The sequence below is a fragment of the Streptomyces sp. NPDC041713 genome, assembly GCF_055591085.1.
Genome location: NZ_JBVIZY010000016.1, coordinates 99853 through 115350 on the forward strand (window position 1 = coordinate 99853; position 15498 = coordinate 115350).

14 protein-coding genes and 1 pseudogene are annotated in these 15498 nt (G+C 72.1%); 6 read left to right on the forward strand and 9 right to left on the reverse strand.

Going from position 1 to position 15498, the window contains the following annotated elements; translation table 11 throughout:
* The 4 genes from ACZ6CV_RS33430 to pssA all read left to right on the forward strand — a co-directional run bounded on the left by ACZ6CV_RS33430 (position 1) and on the right by pssA (position 3386).
* Positions 1-513 (forward strand): MaoC family dehydratase, encoded by a 513-nt coding sequence (locus ACZ6CV_RS33430; protein WP_469255156.1) that lies wholly within the window; start codon positions 1-3, stop codon positions 511-513.
* A 4-nt stretch (positions 514-517) separates the two neighbouring features.
* Complete coding sequence (locus tag ACZ6CV_RS33435) at positions 518-1723, forward strand: acyl-CoA dehydrogenase family protein (RefSeq protein ID WP_469255158.1); 1206 nt, start codon at positions 518-520, stop codon at positions 1721-1723.
* 171 nt (positions 1724-1894) lie between these two features.
* A complete protein-coding gene (locus ACZ6CV_RS33440; RefSeq protein WP_078593758.1) occupies positions 1895-2551 on the forward strand; it encodes a phosphatidylserine decarboxylase in 657 nt (218 codons plus the stop codon).
* On the forward strand, positions 2538-3386 hold the full coding sequence (gene pssA / locus ACZ6CV_RS33445; protein ID WP_355816030.1) for a CDP-diacylglycerol--serine O-phosphatidyltransferase: 849 nt from the start codon (positions 2538-2540) through the stop codon (positions 3384-3386). Before ACZ6CV_RS33440 ends, pssA begins: the two co-directional genes overlap by 14 nt.
* 145 nt (positions 3387-3531) lie before the next feature.
* Here pssA and ACZ6CV_RS33450 read toward each other — a convergent pair whose 3' ends face one another.
* From ACZ6CV_RS33450 to ACZ6CV_RS33475, 6 genes and pseudogenes are all read right to left on the reverse strand, one after another.
* Positions 3532-4791 (reverse strand): ABC transporter substrate-binding protein, encoded by a 1260-nt coding sequence (locus ACZ6CV_RS33450; protein WP_469255160.1) that lies wholly within the window; start codon positions 4789-4791, stop codon positions 3532-3534.
* The gene (locus ACZ6CV_RS33455) at positions 4788-5909 is read right to left on the reverse strand and encodes a branched-chain amino acid ABC transporter permease (protein WP_469255161.1); all 1122 of its coding nucleotides are present in this window, start codon (positions 5907-5909) and stop codon (positions 4788-4790) included. Before ACZ6CV_RS33455 ends, ACZ6CV_RS33450 begins: the two co-directional genes overlap by 4 nt.
* The gene (locus tag ACZ6CV_RS33460) at positions 5902-6792 is read right to left on the reverse strand and encodes a branched-chain amino acid ABC transporter permease (protein ID WP_469255162.1); all 891 of its coding nucleotides are present in this window, start codon (positions 6790-6792) and stop codon (positions 5902-5904) included. Before ACZ6CV_RS33460 ends, ACZ6CV_RS33455 begins: the two co-directional genes overlap by 8 nt.
* Positions 6789-7172 (reverse strand): ABC transporter ATP-binding protein C-terminal domain-containing protein, encoded by a 384-nt coding sequence (locus ACZ6CV_RS33465; RefSeq protein ID WP_469255227.1) that lies wholly within the window; start codon positions 7170-7172, stop codon positions 6789-6791. Before ACZ6CV_RS33465 ends, ACZ6CV_RS33460 begins: the two co-directional genes overlap by 4 nt.
* 21 nt (positions 7173-7193) lie before the next feature.
* A pseudogene (locus tag ACZ6CV_RS33470) lies at positions 7194-7658 on the reverse strand (ATP-binding cassette domain-containing protein); the annotation flags it as partial.
* A gap of 89 nt (positions 7659-7747) precedes the next feature.
* Positions 7748-8605 carry an ABC transporter ATP-binding protein gene (locus ACZ6CV_RS33475; RefSeq protein ID WP_469255163.1) on the reverse strand — a complete coding sequence of 286 codons (858 nt, stop codon included), beginning with the start codon at positions 8603-8605 and terminating at the stop codon, positions 7748-7750.
* Between the two features lie 284 nt (positions 8606-8889).
* On the opposite strand from ACZ6CV_RS33475, the gene ACZ6CV_RS33480 reads away from it, so the two are divergent.
* The gene (locus ACZ6CV_RS33480) at positions 8890-10167 is read left to right on the forward strand and encodes a PucR family transcriptional regulator (protein WP_469255164.1); all 1278 of its coding nucleotides are present in this window, start codon (positions 8890-8892) and stop codon (positions 10165-10167) included.
* Between the two features lie 68 nt (positions 10168-10235).
* On the opposite strand, the gene ACZ6CV_RS33485 is transcribed toward ACZ6CV_RS33480, so the two are convergent.
* From ACZ6CV_RS33485 to ACZ6CV_RS33495, 3 genes are all read right to left on the reverse strand, one after another.
* Complete coding sequence (locus ACZ6CV_RS33485) at positions 10236-10991, reverse strand: bestrophin-like domain (RefSeq protein ID WP_358706637.1); 756 nt, start codon at positions 10989-10991, stop codon at positions 10236-10238.
* Positions 10988-11596 carry a hypothetical protein gene (locus tag ACZ6CV_RS33490; RefSeq protein ID WP_469255166.1) on the reverse strand — a complete coding sequence of 203 codons (609 nt, stop codon included), beginning with the start codon at positions 11594-11596 and terminating at the stop codon, positions 10988-10990. The genes ACZ6CV_RS33485 and ACZ6CV_RS33490 overlap by 4 nt, the downstream gene beginning before the upstream one ends.
* 742 nt (positions 11597-12338) lie before the next feature.
* On the reverse strand, positions 12339-13460 hold the full coding sequence (locus tag ACZ6CV_RS33495; RefSeq protein WP_469255229.1) for a glycerate kinase family protein: 1122 nt from the start codon (positions 13458-13460) through the stop codon (positions 12339-12341).
* Positions 13461-13718: 258 nt separating this feature from the next.
* On the opposite strand from ACZ6CV_RS33495, the gene ACZ6CV_RS33500 reads away from it, so the two are divergent.
* Entirely contained in the window at positions 13719-15443 is a 1725-nt protein-coding gene (locus ACZ6CV_RS33500; protein WP_469255168.1) for a BCCT family transporter, read from the forward strand.
* Positions 15444-15498 lie beyond the last annotated feature (55 nt).

The following is a 15498-nucleotide window of genomic DNA, read 5'->3' on the forward strand; positions in this document are numbered from 1 at the left end:
ATGCAGTTCGGCCGCACCTACGAAGAGTTCGAAGTCGGCGCCGTGTACAAGCACTGGCCCGGGAAGACGGTCACCGAGTACGACGACCACCTCTTCTGTCTGCTCACCATGAACCACCACCCCCTCCACATGGACACCAACTATGCGGAGAAGACGACGGACTTCGGGAAGAACGTCGTCGTGGGCAACTACATCTACTCGCTGCTGCTCGGCATGTCCGTGCCGGACGTCTCCGGCAAGGCGATCGCCAACCTGGAGGTCGAGTCGCTCAAGCACGTGGCGCCGACCTTCCACGGCGACACGATCTACGGCGAGACGACGGTCCTCGACAAGACCCCGTCGAAGTCCAAGTCGGACCGCGGGATCGTGTACGTGGAGACCAGGGGCTACAAGCAGGACGGCACGGTGGTCTGCGTGTTCCGCCGCAAGGTGATGGTGCCCACCGAGACGTACATCAAGGAGCGCGGCGGAGAACAGCCCGGCCGCCCGGAGCCGAAGAGCCAGGAGAAGTGACGTCATGAGCCGACTCGCGCAGACCGCCGGTCTCACCGACATCCAGCAGGAGATCCTCTCCACCGTCCGGGACTTCGTCGACAAGGAGATCATTCCGGTCGCGACCGATCTGGAGCACCGCGACGAGTACCCGCAGCAGATCGTCGACGGCCTCAAGGAGTTGGGCCTCTTCGGGCTCATGATCCCGGAGGAGTACGGCGGCCTGGGCGAGTCGTTGCTCACGTACGCGCTGTGCGTCGAGGAGATCGCGCGTGGCTGGATGTCGGTCTCCGGCATCATCAACACCCACTTCATCGTCGCCTACATGCTCAAGCAGCACGGCACGCAGGAGCAGAAGGACACCTTCCTGCCGCGGATGGCGGCCGGCGAGGTGCGGGGCGCCTTCTCGATGTCGGAGCCGGGGCTCGGCTCGGACGTGTCGGCGATCACGTCCAAGGGCGTCAAGGACGGCGACGAGTACGTTCTCAACGGTCAGAAGATGTGGCTGACCAACGGGGGGACGTCGACTCTGGTGGCCGTTCTGTGCCGGAGTGACGAAGGACACCCGCAGGGCACGGCGCCGCACAAGTCGATGACGACCTTCCTCGTGGAGAAGGAGCCCGGGTTCGGAGAGGTCCGGCCCGGTCTCACCATCCCCGGCAAGATCGACAAGATGGGTTACAAGGGCGTCGACACGACCGAACTCATCATGGACGGGCTGCGAATTCCGGCCAATCGCGTGCTCGGCGGGACCACCGGCCGAGGTTTTTACCAAATGATGGACGGCGTCGAGGTGGGGCGCGTCAATGTCGCGGCCCGTGGCTGCGGCGTCGCGCAGCGTGCATTTGAGCTCGGTGTCTCATATGCACAGCAACGCCACACTTTCGGCAAGGCCATCGCCCAGCACCAGGCAATTCAGTTCAAGCTGGCCGAGATGGCTACCAAGGTCGAGGCCGCCCATGCGATGATGGTAAATGCAGCGCGCAAAAAGGACTCCGGGGAACGAAACGACCTCGAAGCAGGGATGGCGAAGTACCTCGCCTCCGAGTACTGCAAGGAAGTAGTGGAGGATGCGTTCCGGATTCACGGCGGTTACGGCTTCTCGAAGGAGTACGAGATCGAGCGCCTCTACCGCGAGGCCCCGATGCTGCTGATCGGTGAAGGTACCGCCGAGATCCAGAAAATGATCATTGGCCGACGGCTACTCGAAGAGTATCGATTCCAGGGCTAGATGCCCGGTTTGGGCCACTTTCACCGAGAAGAAGATCACACCCTGTCAACACTCTTCGGCCGCCGACTCAGCTTCCTGGCTTGCCCAGTTGTGGCCCGCAACCGATAGCATCCGGAAAAAGCCGCCGTCCCCCGTATCACTGCGCGGCATCATCCGCTACGAAGGTCATCCATGCCCCACAGCCAAACCTCTGCACCACGCGACGGCATTCTTCAGGGACGCCTTGCTCGCGGAGCATCGCCGTGGCTCCTGCCGACCGTCGCAACCGCGGCACTCAGCCTCGCTCGCGCGCGCCGCTCCAAGGGCGCCGCGGCCGTAGCCGTGCCCGCCACCGCGCTGGCGGCGGGCATGCTGTGGTTCTTCCGCGACCCCGAGCGCGAGATCGCTCAGGGCCGGGTCATCTCCCCCGCCGACGGCGTGGTGCAGAGCATCATGCCGTGGAAGGACGGGCGTACCCGCGTCGCCATCTTCATGAGCCCGTTGAACGTCCACGTCAACCGCGCGCCGCTGGCCGGCACCGTGACGTCCGTGGAGCACATCCCCGGCGGGTTCGTCCCGGCGTTCAACAAGGAGAGCGAGAACAACGAGCGCGTTGTCTGGCACTTCGACACCGAGCTCGGCGACATCGAGATGATCCAGATCGCGGGCGCGGTCGCGCGGCGCATCGTGCCGTACGTGCCGCAGGGCACGAAGGTGGAGCAGGGTGAGCGGATCGGCCTGATCCGTTTCGGCTCGCGCGTCGACATCTACCTCCCCGAGGGCGTCGAGGTGGACGTGGAGGTCGGTCAGAAGACCGTGGCTGGGGTGACTCGCATTGACCGTGGTTGATCCCGAGACACAGGCGGGCTGGGTGCCCGAGGCGGTGGAGGACGAGGCCGATGAGGAGATGCCTCTCTCACTGCGCCTCTCGATAGCGGACACCCTCACGCTCGGCAACGCCACGTGCGGCTTCATGGCGGTGTACTTCACCACCACGGGGATCCTCATCCCGCACCTCCAGGGCAGCAACGAGAGCGGCATGGCGCGGCACTCCGCCGCGACCGCCGTGATCCTGATGCTCTGCGCGGCCGTCTTCGACCTCTTCGACGGGCTCGTGGCGCGCAAGCTGCGGTCCTCGCCGATGGGCGCGGAGCTGGACAACCTGTCGGACCTGATCAGCTTCGGTCTGGCGCCGGCGTACTTCGTCCTCGTCTACGGCATGGTCGCCGACGACGCGCACCAGCGGGTGGCGGCGGTCGGCGCGATCGTCGTGCTGCTGGCGGTGGTGCTGCGGCTTGCGCGGTTCAGTTGCGTGACCGTGAAGGACGGCACCTTCCAGGGCATGCCGTCCCCCTTCGGAGCGCTGACGGTCGTCTCGATCGTGCTCCTGGAGCTGCCCTTCGTGGCGACGCTCCTCGCGATCATCGGCACGGCCTGGCTCATGGTCAGCCGCGTCGAGTACCCGAAGCCGCGGGGCCCCCTCGCGGTGGCCATGCTCTCCTGGATCGTCGCGGCGATGGGGCTGCTCGCGGCCTGGGCGTTCGAGGCGCCGGGCGGCCAGCTGCTGCTGCAGACCGGCTGCGCGCTGCAGCTCGTCCTCGGCGCGGTGATTCCCCTCTTCGCCACGGCTCGGAGGGTGAACAACTTCCGCGGCAACCGTCGTGAGGCGCGTGCTACGCAGTGACCTAGCGTCGCTTGAACGGTGCGAAGGGGGGCCTGAACCGGAAATGGTTCAGGCCCCCCTTCGCGTACCCTCTGTCGCCCTTCGGGCCGTCCTCAAACTCCCCCAAGCTCTTAAGGAGCAGGGGGGACCCCCACGGGCTGAAATCTCAGCCTCCGGCTGCGTAACTTTCCGCGGCCTCCGCCGTGCCCGGCTTGCGGATCACCCTCATTCCTCCCGTCGCCTTCTTGTCCGGCTGGAGGATCACGCTCTCCTTGGAGGAGGGGGCCTTCGGGTCCGTGAAGTTCTGGGGGACGCCGAAGCCCGCGTCGAAGTCGTCGATGGTCAGGAGCGCCTTGTCCACGCCCTCGCGGGTGAGGTCCTTCGCGTCGCACGCCTTCTTCAGGGCCTCGCCGAAGACGGACGCCGCCGTCCAGCCCGCCACGACGCCGTTGTCCAGGGCGTCCTCGGGGTGGGCCTTGCGGTAGTCGGCGACGAGCTTCTTCGCGGCGTCCGTGTCCGCCCCGATGGGCAGGGTGGGCGAGGCCACGTAGTAGTTCTTCGTCAGGGCCGGGCCCGACTGCGTGGCGAGGAGCTGCGGGGCGAACGCGGAGTTGTTGCCGATCACCGGGACGTCGAAGCGGCCGGCCGCCGCGACGCCGACCAGGGAGGCGGCCTGACGCGGGCCCGCGCTGATCACGACGGCCTTGACGCCCGCCTTCTTCAGGGCGGAGACCTGGGCGGTCATGTCGTTGTCCGTCGGCTTGATCTTCTGTTCGACGACGGTGAGCCCCGCCTCGGCGGCCATGTGCTTCGAGCCCCTGAGGGCGCTCTCCCCGTAGTCGCCCTCGAAGTAGACGTGGCCGAGCTTGTCGCCCTTCTTGAGGCCCTTCTCCTTCATGAGGAAGTCGATGGCGTTGATCGTCTCCAGGTCGTACGTCGAGCCGATCACGCGCACGTACCGGCTGCCCAGCAGGTTCGACGACCAGGCCTGCGGCAGGACCAGGCCCTTGTTGCCGTCCACGCGCTGCTTGACCGCGGCGACGAACGGAGAGCCGATGAACTGGGCGAAGCCGAGCACCTTCGGCTCCAGCTCGGTGTAGGCGGCGACGGCCTTCTGCGGGTCGTAGCCGTGGTCGCGGACGGTGAGCTTCAGCTTGCGGCCGCAGATGCCGCCGTCGGCGTTGACCTGGTCGACGTAGAGCTGCTGGGCCTGGGTGACGCTCTTGCCGAGGGTGGCGTAGACGCCGGTCATGTCGGTGAGCACGCCGAGGTCGATGGTCTTCGCCGTCACACCGGTGCCGGTCCGCACCCCACCCGCGCCCTCTCCCCCGCCGTCGTCGTCCTTCGCCTTCGAGCTGCACGCGGTCAGCGCGAGCAGTGCGGCGAGGGCGGTGGTGGCCGCCGTGGCCCTGGTCAGTGTGTTCATGCTTCCTCCCCTGGAGTGCCTGGACGTGGCCTGCTGCGCCGGTCGGCGATGCGCGCCAGGCCGCCGGGCAGGAAGAGCACCACCGCCACGACGGCGGCGCCGTACAGATACCGGGACGCCTCACCCGGTGAGATCCCGCCGGTGCCGGGCGCCGAGACGAGCGGCAGGGCCTCGCTGTACCGGCCGAGCAACTGCGGCAGCAGGGAGACGAGGGCGGCGCCCGCGACCGCCCCGGCGACCGACCCGAGGCCCCCGATGACGATCATCGCGAGGTACTCCAGGGAGAGCGTCATGCCGAAGTAGTCGGGCACGGTGCGCTGGAAGACCAGGGCGATCAGCACGCCGGCGAGGCCTGCGTACATCGACGACAGGACGAAGACCCCGGCGCGGTACCGGGCCACGGGCACGCCCATGACGCCGGCGGCCACCCGGTGGTCGCGGATCGCGTTCAGGGCCCGCCCCGGGCGGCCGCGCAGCACGCCGCGGGCGAAGAGTCCGCAGCCGAGGAGCAGCACGAGACCCGCGTACCAGAGCTTCTCCGCGGAGCCGAACGGTACGGCGGCGATCACCACCTCGCGCTCGTCGAAGGTGAGGCCGAAGAGGTCCAGGGGCGGCACGTCACGCCCGTTGGAGCCGCCCGTGAGGTCGTGCGCGTTGAACAGCACGTGCTGGCCGATGAAGATCAGGGCGAGCGTCGCGATGCCGAGATAGGCGCCGTGCAGGCGGCCCGCGATGGGGCTGAAGAGGCCGCCCGCGAGCCCAGCGAGGGCCACCGCGAGGGCCGCGGCGACCCCAGTGGGCAGCGAGAGCCCCGTGAGGCCGTCGGCGCCGTCTCCGGCGAGCGCGCAGTATCCGTACGCCCCGATGGCGAGGAAGAAGGCGTGCCCCATGGAGAGCTGGCCGGTCGCGCCGGTGAGCAGGTTGATGCCGATCGCGCCGATGGCGGCGGCCATCGCGAAGAGGCCGGCCTGGAGCCAGAAGCGGTCGAGGTAGAAGGGCAGCGCGAGCAGCAGGACCGCGCCGGCCGCCCAGAGGTACGGGCGGGGGCCGCGGGGACGCTTGGTACGGGTACGGGTGCCAGCGTGGGTACGGGTGGTGCGGCTGCTGGTGTCAGACACGGGCGAGCTCCTTCGTGCCGAAGAGCCCGGCGGGCCGGATCAGCAGGATCGCGGTCATGACGAGATAGGGCGCGAGGTCGCCGAGGCCCCGGCCGAGGAAGGTCAGGTCGCTCTGGTAGCCGGTGGCGAGGGACTCCGTCACGCCCACCACGAGCCCGCCGACGAGGGCGCCGGTCGTCGAGTCGAGGCCGCCGAGGATCGCGGCCGGGAACGCCTTGAGCGCGGCCAGCGAGGTCGTGCGTTCCAGGCCCGGCGTGGGGAAGACCGTGAGGAAGAGCGCGGCGACGGCGGCGAGCGCGCCCGCCACGGCCCAGGCCCCGAGGGAGACCCTGCCGAGCCGCACGCCCATGAGCGCGGCCGTCTCGGGGCTCTCGGCGGCGGCCCGCATCGCCACGCCCCACGAGGTGTGGCGGAAGGCGAGCAGGAAGACGGTGATGAGCAGCGCGGCGGCGACGAGCGCGGCGACGCGGGTGTGGGCCACGGAGACCGGCCCGATGGTCAGCACGCCGTCGCCCCAGGGGTCGCCGAGCGGCAGCACGTCCGTGCCGAGGCGGCGGGTGAGCTCGGTGGTGAGCAGGATGTCGACGCCGATGGTGACGATGGCGAGCACGCTGTGGTCGCTGCCCCGGTACCGGCGCATGACGAGGAACTCGACGGCGGCGCCGACCACGGCCGCCCCCGCGATGCCGACGAGCAGCGCGGGCCAGAAGCCGAGGTCGTCGTGGAGCGAGGCGGTGATGTAGCCGCCGGCGAGGAGCAGGGAGGCGTGCGCGAAGTTCACCACTTCGGTGGCCCGGAAGATGACGACGAAGCCGAGGGCGATGAGGGCGTAGACCGACCCCAACGAGACGCCGTTGAGGAGGAGTTCGGTGAGGGTGGTCATGGGCAGGGCTCCTCTTCGACGGGGCGGTCGCCGTCTTCGTCGGCGGTGCGGTCGCCTTCGGTGGTGCGACCCTCGGCGGTACGGTCACCGTGGCCCGTACCGTCGCCCTCCCCCGTACCGTCGCTCTCCCCGAGGTAGGCGCGGACGACCGCCGGGTCGTTCTGTACGGCGCCCGGGGTGCCGTCGGCGATCCGGCGGCCGAAGTCCAGTACGGTCACCGCGTCCGCGAGCCGCATCACCACCCCCATGTCGTGTTCCACCAGGACGATCGAGATGCCGAGGCTGTCGCGGACGCCCGCGATGACGGCCGCGGTGCGGCGCCGTTCGTCGGCGGTCATGCCGGCGACGGGCTCGTCGAGGAGCAGCAGCCGCGGTTCCATGCACAGGGCGCGGGCCAGCTCGGCGAGTTTCTGCTGCCCGTACGGCAAGGAGCCCGCGGGCAGGTCGAGTTGGCGTTCCAGGCCGACGAACGCGGCGATCTCGCGGACGCGTTCGCGGTGGCGGCGCTCCTCGCGGGCCGCCGACGGCAGCCGCAGGCCGGCGGCCACGAATCCGGCGCGGGTCAGCCGGTGGCGGCCGAGCAGCAGGCTGTCGGCGACGGTGGCGCGCGGCGGCAGAGCGAGGTTCTGGAAGATCCGGGCGACGCCCAGGTCCGCGATGCGGTGCGGGCGCATCCCGGTGAGCTCGTGGCCGCCGAAGCGGACGCTGCCGCTGGTGGCGCGGTAGACCCCGGACAGGACGTTGAAGCAGGTCGACTTGCCCGCGCCGTTGGGCCCGATGACCGCGTGCACGGTGCCGGGGCGGACGGTGAAGCTGACGGCGTCGAGGGCGGTGAGCCCGGCGAAGCGGACGGTCAGCTCACGCACCTCCAGGGGCGGCACGTCCAGCGGCGGCACGTTCCGGGGCGGCACGTCCGGACTCGGCGCGTCGGTCGCTTCGGCAGGCTCCCGTCCCGTCACGGCGTGCCCTCCCACCGCGAGAGGACCGGCAGCGCGCCGAGGCCGCGGGAGGCGTCGGCCGCCGCGTCCTCGTCGACCACGCCCAGGTAACGGCGGCGCACCTCGTCGGAGGCGGCGAGCTCGTCCGCGGGCCCGGCGAGGGCGACCTCGCCGACGTCGAGGACGTACGCCGTGGAGGCGAGCCGCAGCGCCAGGGCCGCGTTCTGCTCGACGAGGAGCACCGAGGTGCCCTGCGCGTTGATCTCGCGGATGGTGTCGGCGATGCGCGCGGCCATCAACGGCGCGAGTCCGAGGGAGGGTTCGTCGAGCAGGAGCAGGCGCGGGGAGGCCATCAGCGCCCGGCCCACCGCGAGCATCTGCTGCTCCCCGCCGGACAGCAGCCCGGCGCGCTGCGTGCCGCGTTCGGCGAGGACGGGGAAGAGGTCGTGGACGCGGCGCAGGGCCGCCGCCTTGGCCGCGCGTGAGCCGGTGCCGCCGAGTGCCCCGGCCCGCAGGTTGTCCGTGACGGTCATCCGGGCGAACACCCGCCTGCCTTCGGGCACTTGTGAGATCCCGGCGGCCACCACGCGATCCGGCGCGAGCCCGTCCGTGCGGCGCCCGTCGAAGTGGATGTCGCCCGAAGTGAGCGCCCCGCCATGGAAGCCGAGGGTGCGTGAGATGGCGCGCAGCAGCGTCGACTTGCCCGCGCCGTTGCCGCCGAGCACGGCGACGACGGCGCCGTCGGGCAGGTCGAGCGAGACCCGGCGCAGGGCCCGTACGGGTCCGTACCCCACCGACACGTCGCGTACGACGAGCCCTCCGCCGCGTCGGCCGGTCCCGGCCCGGCCCGCGCGTTCCCTTGTGGACCCGCCCACGTGTCGCCCCCTCGTCCCGCACGGCCCTGCGCCGTCGCGTGGCGCTCACCCCAGCACCGCGGGGGCGGCCCGTCCACGGGCCGCGGGCGAAACGCTGCGGGAGACCAGCGGGGGCGGCCCGCGGTTGTGCACGCGCACAACACCGCGTGTCAGGGGCCTGCCGGAGCGGGCCGACGGGTGGCATCCTCCGCACCAGCGCTGATCTGACGCCGTCGTCGACGGCATGCCGGCAACACCCTCTCGACGTCCCCGAGACGTCCCGGAGCGCGGCGACGGAGGCAACGATGACCGGGCCCACGGGCGGACGCAGGCCGCGGAACGGGCACGACTGGAAGCTGCTCAAGGAGGCGTGCACGGCTCTGCTTCCCCGGCTGCCCGAGCTGGTCGACGAGCATCTGCGCCAGCTCGGCGAGCACTCGTCGGTGTACGGGCGCGTCCTGCCGCACGACGCGCAGTGGGCGGAGGCCGAGGAGGCCATGCGGATCGGCATCGAGGCGATCTCGGCGCCGCGGGCGTCGCCGCGCCGCGACCTGGAGTACGCGGAGGAGGCGGGCCGCCGCCGCGCCCAACAGGGCCTGCCGCTCGACCTGTTGGTGCACTCGTACCGCAACGCGGGCTATCTGGTGTGGGACGCGCTGCTGGAGGGGGCGGCGGGGCGGGAGCCGGAGCGGCTCGCGGTCCTGATGCGGTCGGCGACGATGGTGTGGTCGGCCGTGGACGCCCAGGCCGCGGTGGCGTCCGACGCCTACCGTGCGACCGAGCTGGAACTGCGGCGGCGCACCGACGAGCAGCTGCAGGCGCTGCTCGACGCGCTGCTCGAGGGCAGGTCCGCGCCGGGGCTCGCGGCGCGCGCGGCGGCCGGTCTCGATCTGCCCGAGCACGGGCCGTACGCGGTGGTGGTGCTCCGCGTGGAGCGGCGCGACGGGCGCGAGGCCTTCCACCGGCAGATCCAGCGGGCCGGGTACCGCTTCATCTGGCGGATGCGGACGGACGGCGAGGTCGGCGTGGTCGCGCTCGCCCCGGCGGGCGGCGGCTGCGGGGACGGTCCTGAGGGCGCCGACGGCGCTGGTGGCGCGGACGGCGGGCTCGACGGGCTGGCACGCCTCCTGGAGGGCCGCTGCCCCGGACCCGGCGGGATCAGCCCCGTCGTGGGCGGCCTCGCGGAACTGGGCCACGCCCGGCGGCTCGCGGAGCTCGCGCTGCGCACCTGCCCGCCGGACGCGACCGGCATCGTACGGCTTGACCGGCGGATGCCGACGGCCCTGGTGGTGAGTCAGCCCGAGCTTGCGGGGCTGCTGGTGGCGGACGTGCTCGGCGAGGTGCTCGCGCTCGAACCGGCGGACCGCGCGGTGCTGTTGGAGACGCTGGACGCCTGGCTGGCCTGCGAGGGCTCGGCGGGGCGTGCGGCCGGCCGGCTCTACTGCCACCGCAACACGGTCTTCAACCGCCTTCGCCGACTTGAGCAGTTGACCTCCCGCTCGCTGGCGCGGCCGCGGGACCTGGTGGAGGTGGCGCTCGCGGTGGAGGCACACCGGCTCTCGCACCGGGCGCGGCCTGCGTGAGGGGGCTCACGCGGCGTGAGGAGGGGGCGGGCCCGCCCGGCGTGAAGTGGCGGGCCCAGTAATCCAGTTCAGGTGCTGATCAGATCCTGGAAGGCGCTCGCCGACTCGGCCGTCGACCGGCCGAAGGGCGCGTCGAAGTTCCAGACGAGGAAGAGCAGGAAGGCGATCAGGGCGCTGAAGGTGCCCGCGAGCAGCATCTCCCGCGCGGAGCGCCTGATCTGCAGCGTGAAGATCAGGCCGACCGTGACGAGCGCCCCGCTGACCAGGCCGAACCAGACCACTCCGGGGAGGGTCTCCTCGGCGTTGTCCGCGCGGGTCCGGCGCGCCTCGTCGGCGGCGGCCACCTGGTCGAGGAGCGGCTGGTAGGTCTGTGCCTCCAGGTCGTTCGCGGGTGGGCGCTCGGCGATGTCCTGGCGCAGGGTGTCGAGGAGTTCGCCGCCGCGGTCGGTGAGTTCGTGGTCCTCGATCATGCGCGGCCACTCGACGCGGGTCACATGCTCGCCGTACTGCCGCACGTCCTGCTGGACGCGCTCGCGCACGTCCGCCGGGTAGACCTGTACGCGCCGGGTGATCTCGTGCAGGGCCTGGGCCTCGTCGCGGGTGCCGTCCTGCGCGGCGCCGCGGGCCTCCCAGACGCCGGCGATGGCGAGGCCGAGGACGATCGCGTAGACGACGCCGACCATCATCACCATGTACTCGAGGACGTCGGGCGTCTGGCTGGTGTCGTCGTCGTCCGGCACCCTGCGGTGTCTGAGCACGGTGACGGTCAGCACGACCGCGCAGGCCAGCACCATGGCCAGACCGAGTACGAACCATTCCGTCACGAGGGGCCTCCGGAGGGCGGGTTGGGGCGGGATCGGGCGCCGGACGCGGCGGAGCGCGAGCGTGGGCGCAGCAGGGCGGCGGCGAGGACCGCGGGGGTGGTGACGACCATCGTCGTGGTGACCATCGAGCGCCCGCCCACCCGCTCACGCTCCCCGGCAGGGTGGTAACCGGGTGGCCCGAAGGACGGCGGGGGCGGCGGGGCGGGGCGCGCCCGCGTGGGGCGCGGTGCGGTCTCCAGTCGTACGGGAACGACGAGCTCCCGCACCCGTGGCGCGGCCCGCGCCGGTGACTCGGCGGCGGGCGTGGTGGGGGCGGGGGTCGGAGCGGGTGGGGGTGCGGGAGGAGGGGCTGGGCGGGGCGGTTCGGGGGCGGGAGTGGCGGCCGGCACGCGGGCCGGCGGCGCACCGGGGGTACGGGCCGGTTCGGGCGCCGGCTGCGGCGCGTCGTCGTCCGCGGCGGGCGGCAGGTCCGTACGGCAGATCTCCAGCCGCTCCGACAGGACCACGCCGAGCGCCTCGACCCGCGCGTCGACGGACAGAGCGCCCACCGGGCAGAGGGTCGCGACGATGCCGAGACCGCCCCCGAGCTGCACCCACCCGGTCAAGATCGAGTCCTCTTCACGTCCTGAAGAAACGATCACGTCCCCGGTACGACACGGGGCGGGCTTGCAGCCCGATCCAACGGGCGCGGACGAGAGGCCCCCGCAGCCGTGCGGGCGGCCCTGCGGGCGGCCGCGGAGGCGGGGACCCGGGGGCAAGAAAACCCGAGGCCCCGGCCGAGACGGATCCTGGCGGAGGCGCCCAACCGAGACGGGTCCTGGCCGAGGCGCCCAACCGAGACAAGCCCGCCCCCGACGCAGACCTCAGGTGAGATGAACCCGGCCGAGGCGAACCTAGGCCGACACAGACCCCGGCAGAGACACCCGATCCGAGGCAGAGCGCAACCGAGGTGGCCCCGGCCGACGCGGACGCCCACCGAGGCGGACGCCGACCGAGGCGGACGCCGACCCGAGACAAGGCCGCCCCAAGGCAGACCCCGGCCGAAACGAACCCCGGGCTACGCGGACACCAGGCTCCAGGCAGACCCGGCCGAGGCGACGCCCCGGCAGAGACACACCCGACCCGAGGCAGACCGCAGCCGAGGCGGACGCCGACCCGAGACAAGCCCGCCGCAAGGCAGACCCCGGCCGAAACGAACCCCGGGCAACGCGGAGACCAGGCTCCAGGCAGACCCCGGCCAAGGCGACGCCCCGGCCGGGACAAACCCCGACCAAGGCAGACCCCAGCCGACGCGACGCCCCGGCCGGGGGAACCCTCAGGGCGGGGAACCCTCAGTACGGGAAACCCTCAGGCCAGGAAGTCCCGGGCGATGCCCTCCGCCACCGTTTCCAGGATCGGGCCCGCCTCGGCGATGCACCGCGCCACGTCCGGCTCGACGTCGGTCAGCGCGTACGCGCGGCGGATGCCCGCCCTGCCGAGGACCTCCGGGGCGAGCGCGAGGCGGCCGCAGACCGCGACGACCTCGACGCCCGCGGCCCGCGCGGCGGCGGCCACCCCGGCGGGAGCCTTGCCGTGCAGGGTCTGCTCGTCGAGCGAGCCCTCACCGGTGATGACGAGGGTGGCCCGCTCCAGCGCGGGCGCGAAGCCGAGCACGTCGAGCATGACCTCGATGCCGGGCCGGAAACCCGCGCCGAGGCCGACGAGCGCGCCGTACCCGATGCCGCCCGCGGCACCCGCACCCGGCGACTGCGCGTACTCGGCGGCCTTGGGGCCGATGGCCTTCTCCAGGACCGTGGCGAAGTGGGCGAGCGCGGCGTCCAGCGCGGCGACGTCCTCCGGGGAGGCTCCCTTCTGCGGGCCGTAGACCGCGGGCGCGCCCTTCGGGCCGGTCAGCGGGTTGTCGACGTCGCTGGCGAGGACGATCTCGACATCCTTCAGGCGCGGGTCGAGGCCCGACAGATCGGCGGTGGCCAGCTCCTTGAGCGGACCGCCGCCGGGCGCCACGGGGTCGCCGTCAGCGTCGAGGAAGCGCGCGCCGAGCGCGGCGAGCATGCCCGCGCCGCCGTCGGTCGTGGCGCTGCCGCCGACGCCGAAGACGATGGTGCGGGCGCCCGCGTCGAGCGCCGCGCGCAGCAGCTCCCCGGAGCCGTACGTGGTGGAGGTGAGCGGCGCGAAGACGCCCTCCGGGAGCAGCTGGAGGCCCGAGGCCTCGGCCATCTCCACGACGGCGGTGCCGTCCTTCAGCGCGTACGCCGCCGTCACCTGGTCGCCGAGCGGCCCGGTGACCTCCACCTCGCGGCGCTCGAAGCCGCCCGCGACGGCCGCGGCGACCGTGCCGTCGCCGCCGTCGGCGACCGGCAGCGCCTCGACGGTCGCGTCGGGCGCGACGCGGCGCAGGCCGGCCGTCACCCGCTCGGCGACCTGCACGGCCGTGAGCGAGCCCTTGAACTTGTCCGCGGCGATGAGCACGCGCTGCGCCGGTCCGCGCCCCGCCCGCTCGTCCTGAGCGGGCGCCGGCGCGTGCGCCTGCGTCCGTCGCTCGTGTCCCGCCGTCCCTGCAGCGTCCGCCACCTTGGATTCCCCTTGCTTTCGGGCCTTGCTCGCGTCAAGGCAGTCGCGCCGCTGCGACCATAACCGCAGACGGGGCCCGCTGCCCATGGCCGGCCACGCCGCGAGACGGCGTGCCCAGGCGAAAAATCCCCTCATACCGCTCCATAGTGGTGCGCCATGAGCACGGAAATGATCGATCAGCCCCTCCCCGGCGACGGCCCGCCGGATCCCCCGCCGACCGGCCGGGGCCCGGCGGAAGGATCCCCTCCGGACGGCACCCCCGACCACGTCGTCGTCGGCATCGGCGTGGTCGCCGTCCTCGCGGTGGTCGCCTGGGCCGCGCTCGGCAAGAAGTCCTTCGAGCACGCGTCGGACACCGCGCTCGGCTGGGTGCTGGCCAACTTCGCCTGGCTCTTCGTGATCGCCGCGGACGTCTTCCTGGTCCTGTGCGTGGTCCTCGCGCTGAGCCGGTTCGGCGCGATCCGGCTCGGCACGGACGACGCGCGGCCGGAGTTCACCAACCTCGCGTGGATCGCGATGATGTTCAGCGCGGGCATGGGCATCGGCCTGATGTTCTACGGCGTCGGCGAGCCGCTCACCCACTACTTGAACCCGCCGCCCTCCTCGGGCGCCGCGCCCCGCACCGGCGGAGCGGCCCGCACCGCCCTGGAGTACTCCTTCTTCCACTGGACACTGACCCCGTGGGCGATCTACGGCATCGCGGGCCTCGCGCTCGCCTACGCGGGCTTCCGCAAGGGCCGCGGCAACCGCCTCAGCTCCGTCTTCGTACCGCTCATCGGAGCCCGGCGGGCGGCGGGGTGGCCCGGCCGGCTGATCGACCTGCTCGCGGTCTTCGCGACCGTCTTCGGCACCGCCACCAGCCTCGGCGTGGGCGCCCTCCAGGTCGCCACGGGGCTCAACCTCACCACCGGCGTCGAGGACTCGACCACCCTCCAGCTGATCATCATCGTCTCGCTCGGCGCCGCCTTCGTGGTGTCGGCCTTCTCGGGCGTGCACAAGGGCGTGAAGTGGCTCAGCACCCTCAACATCGTGCTGGCCGCCTGCCTGATGCTCTTCGTCTTCGTCCTCGGCCCGACCGTGTACGTCCTCGACGCGATCCCGGCGAGCGTCGGCGGCTATCTGCACCAGTTGCTGCCGATGGCCTCGCGGACGGGAGCGTTCACCGACAGCGGCTGGCTCGGCGCCTGGACGATCTTCTACTGGGCGTGGTGGCTGTCCTGGGCGCCGTTCGTCGGCACGTTCATCGCGCGCATCTCGCACGGCCGGACGATCCGCGAGTTCCTGATCGGCGTGCTGCTGGTGCCGAGCGGCGCCACCATCGTGTGGTTCTGCGTGATGGGCGGCACCGGCATCCGGCTCGACGCGACCGGCCGGGTCGACATGGCGGCGAAGGTGGAGGAGGGCGCGGAGGCCTCGCTCTTCGCGATGCTGGACGCGCTGCCGCTCGGCACGTTCACGTCGTGGGTGGCGATGATCCTCGTCATGACGTACTTCGTCACCAGCGCGGACTCCGCCTCCCTGGTGATGGGTTCGCTCAGCAGCCGCGGCTCGCTGCACCCGCCGACCTGGCTGGTCGTCACCTGGGGCGTCCTGATGGCCGCGGTGGCGGCGGTGCTCCTGGTCGCAGGCGGCCTCGACTCCCTGCAGAGCGCGACGATCCTGGTGGCTCTGCCGTTCGCGGTGGTGATGCTGGCGCTGTGCTGGGCGCTCCTGAAGGAACTGCGCGAGGACCCCGGCGCGGGCCCCGCACGCGGCCACGCCCTGCACGGCCTGCGGGACGCGGTCCGCACGATGGTCGGCGACGCGCTCACGGAACACACCCCGGACCGCCACCGTCGCCTCCGCCGGATCGTGAAGTCGCGGGGCAGGGAAGGGGATTGAGGGGGCGGGACGACGGGGCTGGGGTGATGCGGTGCGAGGGTGGTGCTCTTGGCGG